This is a genomic window from Cryptosporangium minutisporangium (assembly GCF_039536245.1).
Taxonomy (GTDB): Bacteria; Actinomycetota; Actinomycetes; order Mycobacteriales; family Cryptosporangiaceae; genus Cryptosporangium; species Cryptosporangium minutisporangium.
In genome coordinates this window covers 89,292-106,375 of record NZ_BAAAYN010000031.1, presented here as the reverse complement: position 1 = coordinate 106,375, position 17,084 = coordinate 89,292, and the positions used below count along the sequence as shown (strand labels likewise).

16 protein-coding genes are annotated in these 17,084 nt (G+C 70.9%); 7 read left to right on the top strand and 9 right to left on the bottom strand.

What is annotated here, in order from left to right:
• Positions 1–17: 17 nt before the first annotated feature.
• Together ABEB28_RS24405 and ABEB28_RS24400 are read right to left on the bottom strand one after the other, a co-directional pair.
• Complete coding sequence (locus tag ABEB28_RS24405; RefSeq protein WP_376980731.1) at positions 18–1,991, bottom strand: ABC transporter permease; 1,974 nt, start codon at positions 1,989–1,991, stop codon at positions 18–20.
• A complete protein-coding gene (locus ABEB28_RS24400; RefSeq protein ID WP_345730568.1) occupies positions 1,988–2,995 on the bottom strand; it encodes a quaternary amine ABC transporter ATP-binding protein in 1,008 nt (335 codons plus the stop codon). Before ABEB28_RS24400 ends, ABEB28_RS24405 begins: the two co-directional genes overlap by 4 nt.
• 385 nt (positions 2,996–3,380) lie before the next feature.
• Here ABEB28_RS24400 and ABEB28_RS24395 point away from each other — a divergent pair, with 385 nt between their 5' ends.
• Positions 3,381–4,166: a CAP domain-containing protein gene (locus ABEB28_RS24395; RefSeq protein WP_345730516.1), complete on the top strand. Its 786-nt coding sequence runs from the start codon at positions 3,381–3,383 to the stop codon at positions 4,164–4,166.
• Between the two features lie 82 nt (positions 4,167–4,248).
• Complete coding sequence (locus ABEB28_RS24390; RefSeq protein ID WP_345730515.1) at positions 4,249–5,061, top strand: SDR family NAD(P)-dependent oxidoreductase; 813 nt, start codon at positions 4,249–4,251, stop codon at positions 5,059–5,061.
• Between the two features lie 78 nt (positions 5,062–5,139).
• Here ABEB28_RS24390 and ABEB28_RS24385 read toward each other — a convergent pair whose 3' ends face one another.
• Complete coding sequence (locus ABEB28_RS24385; protein WP_345730514.1) at positions 5,140–6,324, bottom strand: zinc-dependent alcohol dehydrogenase; 1,185 nt, start codon at positions 6,322–6,324, stop codon at positions 5,140–5,142.
• A gap of 274 nt (positions 6,325–6,598) precedes the next feature.
• Between ABEB28_RS24385 and ABEB28_RS24380 the strand changes: the two genes are divergently transcribed.
• The 4 genes from ABEB28_RS24380 to ABEB28_RS24365 all read left to right on the top strand — a co-directional run bounded on the left by ABEB28_RS24380 (position 6,599) and on the right by ABEB28_RS24365 (position 11,003).
• Positions 6,599–8,509, top strand: coding sequence for a diguanylate cyclase domain-containing protein (locus tag ABEB28_RS24380; RefSeq protein WP_345730513.1), 1,911 nt, complete (start codon positions 6,599–6,601; stop codon positions 8,507–8,509).
• A 43-nt stretch (positions 8,510–8,552) separates the two neighbouring features.
• Positions 8,553–9,143, top strand: coding sequence for an RNA polymerase sigma factor (locus tag ABEB28_RS24375; protein WP_376980733.1), 591 nt, complete (start codon positions 8,553–8,555; stop codon positions 9,141–9,143).
• A complete protein-coding gene (locus ABEB28_RS24370; RefSeq protein WP_345730512.1) occupies positions 9,140–10,048 on the top strand; it encodes a hypothetical protein in 909 nt (302 codons plus the stop codon). The genes ABEB28_RS24375 and ABEB28_RS24370 overlap by 4 nt, the downstream gene beginning before the upstream one ends.
• 130 nt (positions 10,049–10,178) lie before the next feature.
• The gene (locus ABEB28_RS24365; protein ID WP_345730511.1) at positions 10,179–11,003 is read left to right on the top strand and encodes an SDR family oxidoreductase; all 825 of its coding nucleotides are present in this window, start codon (positions 10,179–10,181) and stop codon (positions 11,001–11,003) included.
• Positions 11,004–11,053: 50 nt separating this feature from the next.
• Here the strand turns inward: ABEB28_RS24365 and ABEB28_RS24360 are convergent, their stop codons facing one another.
• Positions 11,054–11,806 carry an ABC transporter permease gene (locus ABEB28_RS24360; RefSeq protein WP_345730510.1) on the bottom strand — a complete coding sequence of 251 codons (753 nt, stop codon included), beginning with the start codon at positions 11,804–11,806 and terminating at the stop codon, positions 11,054–11,056.
• Complete coding sequence (locus ABEB28_RS24355) at positions 11,803–12,798, bottom strand: ATP-binding cassette domain-containing protein (RefSeq protein ID WP_345730566.1); 996 nt, start codon at positions 12,796–12,798, stop codon at positions 11,803–11,805. The genes ABEB28_RS24360 and ABEB28_RS24355 overlap by 4 nt, the downstream gene beginning before the upstream one ends.
• Positions 12,799–12,872: 74 nt before the next feature.
• Between ABEB28_RS24355 and ABEB28_RS24350 the strand changes: the two genes are divergently transcribed.
• Positions 12,873–13,865, top strand: coding sequence for a helix-turn-helix transcriptional regulator (locus tag ABEB28_RS24350; protein ID WP_345730509.1), 993 nt, complete (start codon positions 12,873–12,875; stop codon positions 13,863–13,865).
• A 9-nt stretch (positions 13,866–13,874) separates the two neighbouring features.
• On the opposite strand, the gene ABEB28_RS24345 is transcribed toward ABEB28_RS24350, so the two are convergent.
• The 4 genes from ABEB28_RS24345 to ABEB28_RS24330 form a co-directional block, all read right to left on the bottom strand.
• Positions 13,875–14,558, bottom strand: coding sequence for a response regulator (locus tag ABEB28_RS24345; protein WP_345730508.1), 684 nt, complete (start codon positions 14,556–14,558; stop codon positions 13,875–13,877).
• Positions 14,555–15,802: a sensor histidine kinase gene (locus tag ABEB28_RS24340; RefSeq protein WP_345730507.1), complete on the bottom strand. Its 1,248-nt coding sequence runs from the start codon at positions 15,800–15,802 to the stop codon at positions 14,555–14,557. Before ABEB28_RS24340 ends, ABEB28_RS24345 begins: the two co-directional genes overlap by 4 nt.
• A gap of 85 nt (positions 15,803–15,887) precedes the next feature.
• Entirely contained in the window at positions 15,888–16,613 is a 726-nt protein-coding gene (locus tag ABEB28_RS24335; RefSeq protein WP_345730506.1) for an FAD:protein FMN transferase, read from the bottom strand.
• A gap of 122 nt (positions 16,614–16,735) precedes the next feature.
• Positions 16,736–17,084, bottom strand: a 349-nt coding sequence (locus ABEB28_RS24330) for an FMN-binding protein (protein WP_345730505.1), incomplete at its 5' end; no start/stop codon positions are given.

Below are 17,084 nucleotides of genomic sequence, written 5' to 3'. Positions count from 1 at the left end.
TGAGGTCACTGCTGCTCCTAGGGGGTTGGTAACGAGCGTTCCCGTGCCGCGGCTCGAGTGATGCGATCGAGCAGGATGCCGAGCAGGACGATCGCGAGGCCGGCGGCCAGTCCCTTGCCGAACAGGCTCACTTGGACGAACCCGGCGACGACGTCGTAGCCCAGCGCCCCAGCGCCGACCAGGCCACCGACGACGACCATCGCCAGCACGTAGATCAGCCCTTGGTTGACCGCGAGCGTGATCCCGGGCCGCGCCATCGGGATCTGGACCTTGGTGATCGTCTGCCACGAGCTGGACCCGACCGCCGTGGCCGCTTCCACTGTGGTCGGCGAGACGGCCCGGATGCTGTCCGCGATGATCTTGATGGTCACCGGCGCGGCGTAGACGATCGCGGCCACGATCGCGGTGAACCGGCTCGGTGCGAACAGCGCGAGGAACGGGACCAGGTAGACGAACGCGGGCATGGTCTGGGCGGCGTCCAGCACCGGCCGGATGAGCGCGTCTGCCCGGTCGCTCCGCGCCATCCAGATGCCGACCAGCAATCCGAGCAGCGTCACGACGACGGTGGCGACCAACGTCGCGGCGAGCGTCACCATCGCGTCCGACCAGACGCCGGTACCGACCAGCAGGACCAGCAGGACCAGCGCGAGCAACGCGGTCCGCCAGGTGCCCAGCACGTACGCGAGCGCGGTGACCGCGAAAACCACCAGCCACCAGGGCGAGCCGGACAGCAACGCCTCCAGAGGGTCGATCACCCCGACGGTGAATCCGTCCTTCGCCGCACCGGTGAGCCCGGACAGATGCAGCTGGCACCAGTCACTCACCGCGGTGGCGGTCCGGCTGATCGGACCGCCGAAGTCCGGGCTGGACGGGAACTCCGCCGCCCACAGGTAGGTGTAGGAGAGGTACGCGCAGACCACCGCGGCCACCCCACCGCCGACCAGCCCGTACCGGCGTAGCGGCGACGGCTCCAGGCCGGTCGCCCGCTGCTGCTCCACCCGGACGCTCGCCGCCGTGGTGACCCGGTCGAGGATCACGGCCAGGACGACGATCGACAGGCCGGCGTTGAACGCGGTGCCGACGTCGAGCGTCTGCAGCGCGCGGATGACGACCTGGCCCAGCCCCGGCGCGTCGATCAGCGCGGCGATCGTCACCATCGAGAGCGCGGCCATGATCGTCTGGTTGATGCCGATGACGATGGTGGGCTTCGCCATCGGGAGCAGGACCTTGCGCAGTAGCTGCCCTCGCGTGGAGCCGAGCGATTTGCCGGCTTCGACGCTGTCGGTGGGGACCTCGCGGATGCCGTGTGCGGTCAGCCGGATCACCGGTGGCACCGCGTAGATCAGCGTCGCGATCGTGGCGGCGGCCGGTCCGATCAGGAACAGCAGGGTCAGCGGCGCCAAGTAGACGAACGTCGGCATCGTCTGCATCAGGTCGAGCGCCGGCGTGACGGCGGTGTTGAACCGGTCGGACAGACCGGCCCAGACGCCGAGCGGAATGCCGATCAGCAGCGCGAGCAGCACCGCGGTGATCGTCAGGGCCAGGGTGTCCATGGCCTCCTGCCAGAGACCCTGGGTCCCGAGGAACAGGAGGCCGACCAGGGTCAGCAGCGCCACGCGCCAGTGACCGAACGCCCAGGCCGCGTACGTCCCGAGCGCGACGACGCCGAGCCAGCCGAGGTAGGGCAGCGGGCGGTCGCCGACCGGCTGCGCGATCAGGCCCTGCAGGAACACGACGATCTGGTCGATGCCGACCTTGATCTCGTTGAAGAAGTAGAGGAACAGCGGGTTCGAGTTACGGTCGGCGCCGATCGAGTCGTTCAGCTCGTTCAGCCGGGTGTGGAAGTCGGTGACGTCGGCCGGCGCCAGCGCAAGCGTCTGCTCGCCGCGGAACAGGCCGTAGCCGACCAGCCAGACCGCGAGGATGCCGACGGTCGCCCAGCCGCGGTTGAGTCGCACCGCCACCCGGGAACGGGGTAACGCGACGCTCACGACTCGGCCACCACGCGGAGCACCTCCGCGTCGCCGACGACGCCGACCAGCTCGCCGTCCGCCACGACCTGTACCGGCGCCGACGCCTCCAGCACCGCTCGCACCGCGTCCTTGACCAGAACGTCCGGCCCGAGTTCGGGGCCGTCGAGCGGCTCGTCCGGGTGCGGTGACCGCATGATCCAGCGCAGCGTCAGGACGTTGGCCTTCGGTACTTCCTGGACGAAGTCGCGGACGTAGTCGTCGGCGGGTTCCCCCACCAGCTCCGCGCCGGTTCCCACCTGCACCTGACGGCCGTCGCGCATGATCAAAATCCGGTCGCCGAGCTTCAGCGCCTCGGACAGGTCGTGGGTGATGAACACCATCGTCTTGCCGACCTCGCGGTGCAGGCGAATGACCTCGTTCTGCATGTCCCGGCGGATCAACGGGTCGAGGGCGGAGAACGGCTCGTCGAACAGCAGGACGCTCGGGTCCCCGGCGAGCGCCCTGGCCAGCCCGACGCGCTGCTGCATTCCGCCGGAGAGCTGGCGCGGCAGCGACTTCTCGAAGCCGGTCAGGCCGACCAGATCGATGACCTCCTGCGCCCTGGCGAGCCGCGACGCCTTCTTCTCACCGCGGATCTCCAGGCCGTAGGCGACGTTGTCGATGACGCGTCGGTGCGGCAACAGCCCGAAGTGCTGGAACACCATCGACACCCGGTGCCGGCGTAGTTCGCGGAGCGCCTTGTCGTCGGCGTCGCGCAGGTTCTGTCCCTGGAACAGCAGCTCGCCCGCGGTCGGCTCGATCAGCCGGGTCAGGCAGCGGACCAGCGTCGACTTGCCGGATCCGGAGAGTCCCATCACGACGAAGACCTGGCCGGGTTCGACGTCGAAGCTGAGGTCGCAGACCGCGGCGAGGCACCCGGTCTTCTCCTTGAGTTCGGCGCGCGGCATTGCGGCCAGCTCGGGGTCCGCGGGTACCCGCTCGGCCTTCGGGCCGAATACCTTCCAGAGGTGCCGGACGCTGATGTCGGCCCCGGTGCTGGCGCTCTCCGCGACCGGCGGGGACGTGGACGCTTCTGCCGTGGATGCCGTCACGTCTCTGGCTCCTCACGCTGATCGGTACACACGCTGATCGGTACAGCGGCCACGCTGACCAGTGCGATGGAACCTCGGCGGAACTCGTTGCGCATCATGCAATAAAACGCACTGAGTGCAACACAGGTTCTTGCGCCGCGGTGGCGGGTGTCAAGACTCCGGACGGCGAAAGAGAAAGTTAACGGCACTAACGTTTCAGGCTGGGTATTTCGCCAGCCCTCGTCTCCTCCGGCGCGGCGATCTGCGCACCGGATTAGGCGGGCCGCAACGTCGTCTTAAAGGCGGATGAACGACGCTGACGGGGCCCCTGTGACCCGTGAGGCTGTTGGTCGTGCGCCGCCGTCGATCCGCCCCTGCCCGTCTCCAACTCTGGGTGGGTGGGGTCGTGGTCATCGCCGCTACCGCGACCGCTGGTGTCGCCGTCGCCGGCATGGTGAGCGCGGCCGGCCCTACCGGTGACAGCGCGGCGATCACGGCTGCGGAGACGTTCGAGCCGCCTACCGCCCCGACGCCCTCGGCCGACCCGTCGAGTTCGGCGTCGGCCCAGCCGGACGCGTCCACCCGTCCCCGCTTACCCGGCGGCTCCCCGCAGGCCGCCGGCGGACGACAGTCCAGCCCGAAGCCGAGCAACGCGTCCCCGTCGCCGCGCCGGAAGACCAGCGCACCGGCCGCGAACACCGGAGCGGCCGAGGAGCAGGTTCTCGCCCGGATCAACGCCGCCCGCGCCGAGGTGGGCGCCGGTCCGTTACGGATGAGCGCACCGCTGGTGGCCGCCGCCCACGCGCACAACCTGCGGATGGCCGACGGATGCGGGCTCTCGCACCAGTGCGGCGGAGAGGCCGGCCTCGGCGACCGGATCAGCGCGCAGGGCGTGAACTGGTCGTCGGTCGCGGAGAACGTCGGCATGGGCGGGCCGGTCGGCGACAACGAGGGCGACCAGGCGAACATGGCGGTCGGCTTGACCAACAGCATGCTGGCCGAGGTCCCGCCGGAGGACGGTCACCGGAAGAACATCTTGAATCCGGCGCTGTCCCGGATCGGCATCGACGTCATTCGGGACGCCGACGGCACCGTCTGGTTGACCCACGACTTCGCGAACTGACGCTGGCGCGGAGGTATAGGTCACCGATCTCCGGGCACCGCCGTGGGGAACGTCCGCGGTCGTCGCCGAGGAGGTAGCGCAGATGACGACAACCCCCAGCGGTAACCCGTTCGCCGTGGTGACCGGCGCGTCGAGCGGAATCGGATACGAGCTGGCCAGACAATTCGCCGCACACGGGTTCGACTTGCTGCTGGCCGCGGAGGACGAGGACATCGCGGTCGCGGCGATCGACCTGCGGCGGGATGCCCACCACACGGTGGAGGCGGTCCAGGTCGACCTCGGCACGGCGGCCGGCGTCGAGCAGCTCTACCAGGCGATCGAGGCCACCGGCCGGCCGGTGGACGCCATCGCGCTGAACGCCGGACGCGGGGCCGGCGGTGACTTCGTGCGGCAGACCGATCTCCGGGACGAGCTGGAGATCATCGACGTCAACGTCCGCTCGACCGTGCACCTGGCCAAGCGGGTCCTGCCCGACATGGTGCGACGCAACGAGGGCCGGGTGCTGTTCACGTCTTCGATCGCCTCGACGATGCCGGGGACGTACCAGGCGGTGTACAACGCCTCGAAGTCATTCGTGCAGTCGTTCGCGGAGGCGCTGCAGGCCGAGCTGAACGACACCGGCGTGACGATCACGTCCCTGATGCCCGGGCCCACCGACACGAAGTTCTTCGAACGTGCCGACATGCTGGACACCAGGGTCGGCGCGAGCGACAGCAAGGACGACCCCGCCGACGTCGCGAAGCAGGGCTTCGAGGCGCTGATGAAGGACGAACCGCGGGTGGTCGCGGCGTCGCTCTCGACCAAGGCTCAGGAAGCCGCGGCGAAGGTCATGCCGGATCGGCTGAAGGCGGAGATGCACCGCCGGATGGCCGAGCCCGGCTCCGCCGAGAACTGAGCACGACGAACGGCCCGCACGACGAACGGCCCGCACGACGAACGGCCCGGCCTTCGCGGCCGGGCCGTTCCGCGTCCGTCAGGGCTTGAGGACGACCTTGATGCAGCCGTCCTTCTTGTCCTTGAACATGTCGTACGCCTGCGGGGCCTGCTCCAGCGGGAGCGCGTGCGTCCGCAGGTCCTCGGTGCCCAGCGGATCGTCGTCACCGGTCAGCGCGGGCATGATCTCGTCGACCCAGCGCTTGACGTGCGCCTGGCCCATCCGCATGGTCACGCCCTTGTCGAACAGGTCCATCATCGGGAACGGGTCGGCCTGACCCCCGTAGACGCCGATGATCGAGATCGTGCCGGCGCGTCGGACGCTCGCGAACGCCGTCCGCAGCGCCGCCATCCGGTCGACGCCGGCCTTGTCGATCGCCGTCTTGGCCAGCGCGTCCGGGAGCAGACCGGCCGCACGCTGCGCGAACTCCTGGAACGGCGTGCCGTGCGCCTCCATGCCCACCGCTTCGATGACGCCGTCCGCTCCGCGTCCGTCGGTGAGGTCGGCGATCGCTGCCGGGACGTCGTCGCAGTCGCGGGTGTCGATCACCTCGATACCGTGCCGGCGTGCCATCTCCAAGCGCTCGGGGACGCTGTCCACCGCGATGACCTGCTGCGCACCGAGGTAGCGCGCGACCCGGGCCGACATCTGCCCGATCGGTCCGAGCCCGATGACCGCGATCGAGTCGCCGGGCTTGGTGTCGGCGTACCGCACGGCCTGCCAGGACGTCGTGAGCACGTCGGAGAGGTAGAGGAACCGCTCGTCCGGGTGCTCGGTCGGCACCTTGATCGGACCGAACTGGGCCTGCGGCACGCGGAGGTACTCGGCCTGCGCTCCGGGAACCTGCCCGTAGAGCTTGGTGTAGCCGAACAGGGAGGCACCCTTGCCCTGCTCGGTGTTCTGGGTGGTCTCGCACTGGGCGTAGAAACCGCGGCTGCACATCCAGCAGTGCCCGCAGGAGATGTTGAACGGGATGACGACCCGGTCGCCGGGCTTGATGTGGGTGACCTCGGAGCCGACCTCCTCGACGATGCCCATCGGTTCGTGGCCGAGGATGTCTCCCGAGTCGATGTACATCCCGAGGACGTCGTAAAGGTGCAGGTCGGAGCCGCAGATGGCGGTGGAGGTCATCCGGACGATCGCGTCCGTCGGCTCGCGGATCTCGGGGTCCGGGACCGTCTCCACCGATACCTTCTCGGTGCCTTGCCAGGTCAAAGCGCGCATTATTGCCCCTTCCGCGACGCTGTCGAATCTCGGACCCACGCGGTGATGCCCGCTCCGGTGCCACCTATGCCCGCTCACTCGGCCGACCCGCGCAGCGCGGCACCTTCGCCCCACGCGTCACCGTTGTTCTCTCGACTACGCGGAGTACCGTTCCAGCGTCACTTCGTTCCATCGGTGTCACCACGTCGGCTGAGCAGAACGCCGCTGGCCCTCAGCAGGCTCGGCCGGATGCCGATCAGGAAGAAACCGGATCCGGCTCGCGGAGGAGAGCGGCATGCACCGTCATGCGTTGCTCAGGGCCGCCTGCACGGACCGCGCTCTGCTGGCGCTCGTCGGTGGGTACCTCCTGGTCGCCGCCTGGTTGATCTTCGGCCGGCCCGCGGAGCCCGGGCGCACGACCGTGTTCTGGGCCGTGCAGTTCCCGGGTGACCTGCTGTTCTTCCTCAGCGCCCGCTATCTCGCCCGGTACAACAGGGGCGAGGCGCTCGCGCACCGGTTCTGGCGCCTCTTCACGCTGGCCGCCGCGGCGTTCATGACCGCGGACGTCCTGCGCACGCTGCAGGGCCTGGTCGGCCTGGAGACGACCGAGCCCGGGCTGGTCCAGCTCACGTGTTTCGCGTTCGGCCAGACCGCGATCGTCGTGGCACTGGTCGGCTTCCCGGCTCTGATCGGGTCGGGTGCCGCCCGGCGCCGATTCCTGCTGGACGCCGCGATCGTCTTCGCCGGGGCAGGCGCGATCGTCTGGTTCCTGCTCACCGACCCCCGGGCGGCGTCCGCGAGCAGCAGCGGTGTGGTGAGCGGCCTGGTGATCGGGGCCGGCGTCATGCTGGTCGGGTTCCTCGCGGTCAAACTGGTGCTCAGCGGGCACAGCCCGGTCTCGCGTCCGGCCGCGGCCACGATGATCGCGGCGGGGATCGTCCAGGTCGGCCAGACCGCGGTGGTGCCGATCTACGCGGCGTCGCTCAGCGACCGGGCTTCGCTCGCGCTCCAGCTGCTGCCGACCCTGCTGATCGCCGCCGGTCCCCGGCTGGAGGTGCTGCGGCTCGGCCTCGACCCGGCGTCCCGGCGGGAGACGCGGCGCCGCCCGTACAGCCTGCTGCCGTACGCGGTCGTCGGCATCGTCCAGCTCCTCCTGGTCGCCGCCCTACTGATCGACTTCGAGCTGGACCTGCGGGCCTGGGGAATGCTGGTCGCGACGGCGCTGACCACCGGCTTGGTCGTCGTCCGCCAGCTGTTGTCGGTCAGCGAGAACGCGCGGCTGATCGAAGAGCTCGACCACAGCCTGCTGGAGCAGCGGCAGCAGAAGGAGTGGTTCAGCTCGCTGGTGGCCCACTCGTCCGACCTCACGCTGGTGATGGACGAGCAGAACGTCATCACGTACGCCTCACCCGCGGCCGAACGGGTGCTGGGCCTGCGTCCGGATGAGCTCATCGGGGTGCGCCTCCGCGACCACATGCACCCCGACGACATGCAGCGCCTCGGCCCGGGCTGGTTGGAACTGCGCGCGACGCCCGGCAAGGCCTGGACCATCCAGGTCCGGCTGATGACCGCCGAGCGGGGTTGGCGGTGGCTGGACAGCGTCAACACGAACCTGCTGCACGTGCCCGCGATCCGCGGCATCGTCTCGAACTGCCGGGACGTCACCGAGGCCCGCGAGCTGCAGGATCAGCTGCGGCACCAGGCCGATCACGACGTGCTCACCCAGCTGGCGAACCGGCGGCTGTTCACCGAGCGGCTGGCCGCGGCCGCGCGTCCGGACGCCGGACCGGACGGCGACCGCATCGCGCTGCTCTCGATCGACCTGGACGGGTTCAAACCGATCAACGACACGCACGGCCACCACGTCGGGGACGCGGTGCTGGTGGCCGTCGCCGAGCGGATCCGCCGCAGCGTGCGCCCGACCGATACCGCCGCCCGGCTGGGTGGGGACGAATTCGCCGTGCTCGTGCCCGGTGCGACGCTGGACGCGGCGCAGCGTCTCGCCGGCCGGATCCGCTCGGTGCTTGCCGACCCGATCGCGGTCGGGTCGCTGCTGCTCAACGTCGGCGCCAGCATCGGCGTGGCGGTGGGCAGCGCCAGCGACCCGGAGGCTCTCCTCCGGCTCGCGGACGCGGAGATGTACGCGGTGAAACGCCGGGACCGCCCACCGGACCTGACCATGAGCGGCCGGCGACGGCCAGACTGATCGCGGACGCAACACTCTCCGCGGTGCCGGCGACGGACGGGGTGTGACGATCTCCGACGAACGGACGGACCGCCAGTTATGGGCGGACGCCGCACAGCGCGACGGCGAGGCCTTCGGCGCGCTGTTCCGGCGGCACTCCCGGGCGGTGTACAACCACTGTTTCCGGCTCACCGGGTCGTGGTCGGTGGCTGAGGACGCCACCTCGGTCACGTTCCTGACGGCCTGGCGTCGCCGCGACGAGGTTCGGCTCGCCCGCGACTCGGCGCTCCCCTGGCTGCTCGCCGTCGCCACGAACGTCAGCCAGCACCAGCAACGCTCGGTCCGGCGCCGGCTGGCGCTGACCGGACGGCTGTCCGCCGATCCGCCGGAGGTCGACCACGCGGACGACGTCGCCGCGCGCCTCGACGACGAGCGACAGATGGTCGAGGTGCTCCAAGTCGTCCGCGGACTGCCCCGCGCCGAGCGCGAAGCGCTGGCCCTCTGTCTCTGGTCCGGCGTCTCCTACGCGGACGCCGCCCAAGCACTGGGGCTGGCCGAGAGCAGCATCCGGGCCCGGGTGAGCCGGGCCCGGGCCCGCCTCACCGCCCACTTCCCCGTGACCAACGTCCGCCCGTCCGTGCAGGAGGAACGATGAGTATTCAGCTTCCCCCGGAGCGGGACCTCCCCCCGTACCGGGCTCGTGAGATCGAGGCAGCGCTGGTCGAGCAGGTGGTGAACGGGGCCAAGGCCACGCGGCGGCGGTGGCTCGCCCCGGTCGCGGCGGCCGCCGCCGTGGTCGTGACGCTCGGCGTCGTGGTCGGGGTTCTGCAGGGCGGCGAACGGGACGAGGTCGTCCCAGCCGGGTCGAGTGCGCCGTCGGCCTCGCCGTCGCAGGTCTCGCCGACCCCCTCACCGTCCCGATCGGTGGAGAAGCCGACCGGGAACATGGAGTCGATCGTGCCGGGGTGCGTGGCCTCGTACGGGCTGGGCGGTACGCCGGAGGAGAAAGCCCGGGTGAAGGGTGCGAAGCTCTACAACCTGGTCGGGGACGCCTCCGACGGGTTCGCGCTGATCTACACCGAGGAGCTCTACCTCTACTGCACCGTCGGTGGCGACGTGATGGCGTACAACGCCGGTGGCGGGCCGGTGCCGTCGATGCGCTGGATCCCGTCGCCGTACCGGCTGGACGTGCAGGCGAGCGAGAGTGGTCGGGCCTCGGACGGCTCCTGGAGGGTCGAGCACACGCTCGCCGGGCGGATGTCCAAGGACGTCACGCGCATCGTCGTCGAGATCGCCGGAACGAGCACCGAGGCGCAACTGTCCAACGGCACGTTCGTGGCGCAGGTCGAGTACACCAAGCCCAAGCCCGCGGCGGAGCCGACGTCGCCGGGGCAGGTCCGGGAGGCGCAGCCGAAGGTGCGGGCCTACGACGCCGCCGGCAAGGAATTGCCGGCTCCCGACTTCCCCGAGTGCATCAAGACGCCGGACGGGCAGGTCATCCAGAACAGCGACCTACCCGGCGACATGACCAACTGCGCCCCCGCGGTGGCATGGCCGTAGGCCGTCACCGCTACGACGGCAAGTGGACGCTACGGCGGAGGCGGTAGCGTCCACTTGCCGTCATCGGCAGGTACCGCGGCGCGGGGATACGGTCGGAGCGACCGGGATCGCTCGCGAAGGAGGCGTCGGCATGGCGTCGAAGGTCTGGTTCATCACCGGCACGTCCCGCGGCTTCGGCCGCGAGTGGGCCATCGCCGCGCTCGATCGTGGCGATCGGGTAGCGGCGACAGCGCGGAACGCATCGTCGCTCGACGACCTCGTCGCGAAGTACGGCGACGCGGTGCTGCCGCTCACGCTGGACGTCACCGACCGGGACGCCTCGTTCGAGACGGTCCGGAAGGCGCACCACCACTTCGGACGCCTCGACGTCGTCGTCAACAACGCGGGCTACGGGCAGTTCGGGATGATCGAGGAGATCTCCGAGGCGGAGGCCCGGGCGCAGTTCGAGACGAACGTCTTCGGTGCGCTCTGGGTGACCCAGGCCGCGTTGCCGTACCTCCGTGAACAAGGCAGCGGCCACCTCATCCAGGTGTCGTCGATCGGCGGCATCTCGGCGTTCGCGAACATCGGTATCTACAACGCGTCGAAGTGGGCGCTGGAGGGGTTCAGCCAGGCGCTCGCCCAAGAGGTGGCTCCGCTCGGCATCCACGTGACCCTGGTCGAGCCGGCCGCGTACGACACCGACTGGGCCGGCACGTCCGCTGCCCACGCCACGCCGCTACCGGCGTACGACGGCGTCCGGGAACTGGCCGCGGCGAGCCGGGCCAAGCGGCAGGCGTCGCGCGGCAACCCGGAAGCGAGCCGGTCCGCGATCCTCCGGGTGGTGGATGCGGCGAAGCCGCCGCTGCGGGTCTTCTTCGGGAGTGCGCCGCTGGCGATCGCGACCGCGGACTACGAGTCACGCCTCGCCGAGTGGAACGAGTGGCAGCCGATCTCCGAGGCCGCCCAGGGCTGACGCACGCTGCGCCCGCCACCCGGAGGTAGCGGGCGCAGCGAGGTAGGGGATCAGGACGCGTTGCGGTTGACCGTTCGGACGCCGACCCAGAGGCCGAAGACGCCGGTCACGATCGCCGCGACCAGCCCGGCCGCGACCGTGCTGTTCCAGACCTCGCCCTGGAACAGCACACGCTCGGCGTCGACCAGGTAGGTCAGCGGGTTCACGTGCGAGAGCGCCTTGAGCCACCCCGGGCCGTTGTCGATCGGAAGCAGGATGCCGGCGATCAGCAGCAGCGGGAAGAGCAACGTCTGCTGCACCGTCCAGAAGATCCACTCCTGGCCCTCGCTGATCAGAGCCAACGAGTACGAGAGCGCCCCCAGCCCGACGCAGAACACCGACAGGATCAGCAGCCCGACCACGACCCCGACGGGGTGCAGCCGGAACCCGAACGGAATCGTCGCCAGAATGATCACCACGGTCTGCGCCAGCATCGGGACGATCTCCTTGAGCGCCCGCCCGATCAGCAGCGACGACCGGCTCAGTGGCGAGACCAGCATCCGCTCGTGCGATCCGGTCTGCATCTCCAGCTGCAGATTCGACCCGGTGACCGACGTCCCGAACAGGCACGACATCACGACGATGCCGGGCACGAACCACTGCAGGGGCGACCCTTCACCGACGACGTCGGGCAGCAACGGCGCGAACAGCGCCAGGAAGAACAGCGGCTGGACCATCGTGAAGATGAGCGAGAACGGGCTGCGCAACTGCGGACGCAGCTCGCGGCTGAAGACAACGGTGGTGTCCCGGACGAGCGTGCTCATGCCACGACCTCCTGCTCGGTCGAAGTGGTGTCGGTCGCGACGGTGCCCTCGCGCAGGCTTCGTCCGGTCAGTTCGAGGAAGACGTCGTCGAGCGTCGGCCGCTTCACCTCGACGCTGATCACCGGTGCGTCCGCCTCGTCCAGGCAGCGCAGCAGCTTCGGCACCAGGTGCGTGCCCTCCGGAACGCGGATCGTGAGGTCCGCGCCCTCCCGCTCGATGCGGGCACCGGCGACGAGGCTCACGCACCGCTCGACGCCGCGCGTCGCCGACGCCTCGCTGTCGAACGTGAGCGCGATCCGGTCACCGACGTGCTCGGACTTCAGCCGCTGCGGGGTGTCGTCGGCGATCAGCTTCCCGTGGTCGATCACCACGATCCGCTCCGCCAGCTGGTCGGCTTCTTCCAGGTAATGCGTGGTGAGCACCATCGTCGTCCCGTGCTCGTCGTGCAGCCGCTGGATGTGCTCCTGCAGGTTCACCCGGTTCTGCGGGTCGAGGCCGGTGGACGGCTCGTCGAGGAAGAGCAGCGGCGGCGTGTGGATCAGCCCCATCGCGATGTCGAGCCGGCGCCGCTGACCGCCGGAGAGCGAGGAGACGACCCGGTCGGCGACCGCCTCCAGGCCGAGCGTCTCGACCAGCTCGTTCGCACGACGCCGTGCGGCGGCCCGGTCGAGTCCGTAGGCGCGGCCCTGACTGATCAGCTCGTCCCGGCCGCGCTGGCTGTGACCGGCGCCGTTGCCCTGGCCGATGTATCCGATCCGCTTCCGTACCTCGCGGGGGTGACGCGCCACGTCGAACCCGGCGACCTCGGCGGTACCCGCGGTCGGGCTGAGCAGCGTGGTGAGCATCCGGAGCGTGGTCGACTTGCCGGCCCCGTTCGGACCGAGCAGCGCGACGAGCTCACCCGGTCGAACCTCCAGGTTCAGGCCGCGGACCGCTTCCACCGTCTGCTTCTTGACCACGAAGTTCCTGGTCAGATCGCTGGTTTGGATCATCGTCGTCGTCATGGGATCTACGGTAGAAACGATTCCGGCCAGTTTCTGACCTCAATTCGAGGGAACGTAAATTCATGGCGAACACGAGTGAGCGAACCCTCCGGCTGCTGTCCCTCCTCCAGACGCATCGGTACTGGCCCGGCGGCGATCTGGCCGATCGTCTGGGGGTCAGCGAGCGCACCTTGCGCCGCGACGTCGACCGACTGCGCGAGCTGGGCTACCCCGTCGACGCGAGCCGGGGCGTGGCCGGCGGTTACCAGCTGCGGTCGGGTACCGCGATGCCACCACTGCTGCTCGACGACGAGGAGGCGGTCGCGATCGCGGTGGGGCTCCGGACGGCGGCGGGAGGTGCGGTCGAGGGCATCGAGGAGACATCGGTCCGCGCGCTGACGAAGGTCATCCAGGTGATGCCGCCCCGGCTCCGGCGCCGCGTCGAGGCACTGCGCTCGTACACCGTGCCGGGCGTCTTCACCGGTGGACCGGTGGTGGATGCGGAGGCGCTCGCGGTGATCGCGAGCGCGTGCCGGGACGACGAGCGGCTGCGGTTCGAGTACACCGCGCGCGGACGAGAACCCACCACCCGGCTGGTGGAGCCGCACCGGCTGGTCTCGCTCGGTCGCCGCTGGTACCTCGTGGCCTGGGACACCGAGCGCGGCGACTGGCGGACGTTCCGCGTCGACCGGCTGGTCGACCCACGGCCGACCGGCGCCCGGTTCCGGCAGCGTGACCTGCCCGCCGACGACGCCGCGGCGTTCGTCCGGCGACGGCTGAACGAGCGGCCGCACCGGTACACGATCGAGGTCGTCGTGCACTCGCCGGAGGACGCGGTGCGGATGGCGTTCGGTCGCGAGGCCGACGTGACGGAGGTCGAGCCGGGGACGTGCCGGGTCGTGATCCGGAGCGACTACCTCGAGTGGCCGGTCGCGACGCTGGGGTGGCTCGGCGGCGAGTTCGAGGTGCTCGGCCCGCCCGAGTTCGTCGATTTGCTCCGCGCCACCGGCGAGCGCTACTCCCGGGCGGCGTCGGCCAACGCAACGGCGAACCGTTCGGCCGGCCCGGCGGCGTAGCGGAGGGCGTCAGGCGAGGCCGGCGTCGTGGGCCAGCAGGGCTACCTGGGTTCGGTTGTCGAGGCCCAGCTTCACCAGCACCCGGGTCAGGTGCGACTTCACCGTCGCCACGCTGACGTACAGCTCGGCCGCGATCTGTGCGTTCGTCTTGCCGGTCGCCACCGCGAGCACGATGTCGTGCTCGCGCGGACTCAGCCCGTCCAGCGCCGCCCGCGCCCGTTCGAACGCCCCGGCCTCGACCGCGACCCGGTCGATCAACTTGCGGGTGACCTGCGGGGAGAGCATCGGGTCGCCGGCCGCGACCCGGAGGACGGCGTCCACCAGCTGATCGGGCGGGGTGTCCTTCAGCAGGAAGCCGCCGGCGCCCGCCCGGAGCGCTTGCAGCACGTGCTCGTCGGTGTCGAACGTGGTCAGCACGACCACCTCCGGCGGTTCCGGCCGACGCCGCAGCCGCCGGGTCGCGGTCACCCCGTCCACCCCCGGCATCCGGATGTCCATCAGGACGACGTCCGGCGAGTGCGCGCTCACCGCCTCCGGCACGTCGGCGCCGTCCCCGACCGCCCCGACCACGGCGATCGTGCGGCCCTCCCGGGCGACACCGTCGAGCATCAGCGTCAGCCCGGCCCGGACCATCGCGTCGTCGTCCACGATCAGGACGCGGACCGGAGGGCGCGAGGCCTCGGTAGGCGTCACGCTGAACTCTTTTCAACCTCAGGTATCCGCGCAGGTCGAACACCGTCCGCAGCGGTCGGTCGAAAAGAATTCACCGGCCACGGCAACCAGACCCGCAGCCGGAAGTCCCCGTCCGGGCCGGAGCCGTGCTCCAGCTCGCCGCCGGCCAGGTGGACCCGTTCGGTCAAGCCGAGCAACCCCTGCCCCGCGCCGGGCAGCGCCGCCGCGGGCGTCCGTACCGGAACCGGGTTGCGCAGCTCGATCCGGAGCCCCTCCCCCGGCGCTCCGTCGAGCACGGCGGTGACCGGCGCTCCCGGCGCGTGCTTCCGAGCGTTCGTCAGGCCTTCCTGGACGATGCGGTAGGCGGTCCGGCCGGTGGCCGCCGGCAGCCGGCCGTCCCCGAGGTGGTTGTCGAAGGCGACCGGGGTGCCGGCGTCCCGGGACTCGTCGACCAGTCGGTCGAGGTCGTGCAGGCCGGGTTGCGGCCGGGTCTCGACCTCGCCGACCGGATCGTCGTCGCGCAGCACGGTGATCACCTGACGCAGTTCGTCCAAGGCTTCGTGGACGCCGGCCCGGACGACCCCGGCCGCCGCCGAGAGCTTCTCCGGTGCGGCATCCGGGCGGTACTCCAGCGCACCGGCGTACGTGGCCAGCAGCGTGAGACGGTGTGCGAGCACGTCGTGCATCTCCCGTGCGATCCGGGTGCGCTCGGCCAGCCGGGCCTCCGCCACCCGCCGCTCCTGGTCGGCCTCGGCCCGCCGCGCCCGCTCGCGCAGCGAGGCCACCAACTCCCGGCGGATCCGCGCCACCGTTCCCCAGCCGACCAGAGCGGCGTACGCGGCCGTGATCAGCACGAGCCACCACAGGTAACCGAGGCCCCCGTGCGGGCGCCACGCACCCTGGACCGCCTGCGCCGCGACCCCCGCCGTCCCGATCAACGCGGCCAGCCGGAACGGGCGGCACTCAGCGACGTGCATCGCCGCGGCCGACGCGGTCGGCGTCGCCGCCGGAGAGATCACGGCCAGCACGGTCAGCGCGATCGCGGCCGGCACCGGCCAGCGCAGCAGCACCGGCACCAAGGCCAAGCCGAGCACGCCGACGAGCACGTCGAGGACGAGTAGCTGCTGGGCCTCGGTGGGGAGGCCGTAGATCGTCGCGCCGACCAGGAGGGTCAGCGCGACGACGATGGTGGCTTCGACCGGTAGTCCGGGGCCGCGTCCGCGACCCCAGGCGTGGCCGACGTCGGCGCAGTCGGTGGCTGTCATGGCGTCAGGCTAGGTCGGGGGTCGGGCACGTCGATACCGACGAAGGTCGAAGTCCGCCCCCACTCCCGTCGGACGGGTCAAGACGCTAGGTGAGCGCGCCCCACTGCAGGAAGCCACTGGTGTGGTGGGTGCGACCGTTCGGGGTGACCGCGAGCGCCTCCAGGTCGGGCAAGCGCTCCACCCAAGCCAGGCCCCGCTCCAGCCCCATCGCGAACGCCGCCGTCGCCACCGCGTCGACCCAGGCCAGCCGGGGACCCACCACGGTGACGCTCGCCAGACCGTCGGCGGGCACGCCCCGGAGCGGGTCGACGATGTGCCGCCCGCGCTCGGCGGTGCCCGACGTCGCGACCGCGGCGTCGTGGGCGCTGACCACCGCGACCAGTTGGCGCGGACGCACCGGGTGCGCGACCCCGACCCGCCACGGACGCCCGGCGGCGGCCTCGCCGACCACCTGGACGTCGCCGCCGCCGTTCACGACGTGGCTGGTAGATCCGGCCGCGACCAGCAGATCACTGGCCCGCTCGACGGCCCAGCCCTTGACGATGCCGGTGGGGTCGAGGAATCCGTGCGGCGCCTCGGAGAAGTAGCCGTCGCTGGCCGCCGACGCTGCCCGCACCAGTCCGAGCACCTCGCGCACCTCGGCCGGGCACTCGTCGGCGGTCAGTTCGCCGCGGCTCAGCCGGGAGACGACGCTGTCCGGCTGGTAGGTGGAGAACGTGCGGTCGACCCAGTGCAGCCACTCGATCGCGGCGTCCAGCACGTGCGCCGGAACGCCGGCCCCGCGGACGTCGAGCGAGAACACCGTCCCCATGCACTCCTCCACGCGACGCGCGGGAGAAGGGACTTGGCCGCCTTCGGCGGGGATCCCCCGTCGGTCGGCCGGCGCCAGCGTCGCCAGGAGGGCCGGGCTGGCGGGAGCGGCGGCGGTGAGCATCACAGGCCCGCCTCGTCGAGGGCGCTCTGCAGTGACTCCTTGTAACTCTTCGTCGTGTACGTCGCGCCGGACACCGTGTCGACGTCGGCGCTGTTGGCATCGAGCGTCGCCTGCTGGAGCTTGGGAAGCGCGCCGGTCGCGATCTGCTCCGACTTCTTGTCCTTGGGGTTCAGCGCGGCGATCTCGACCTTGGTGATCTTGGTGCCGGAGACCGTGACCTTGACCTGGAGCGACTCGTACTGGTTGGTGGCGAGCTTCCCGGTCGCCGTCTTCGCCGGGCCGGCGTCGGCCGCCGGGGCGTCGCCCGCGGGAGCGTCGGCCGGGGCCGTGGGGTCGGGGGGGGCCCCC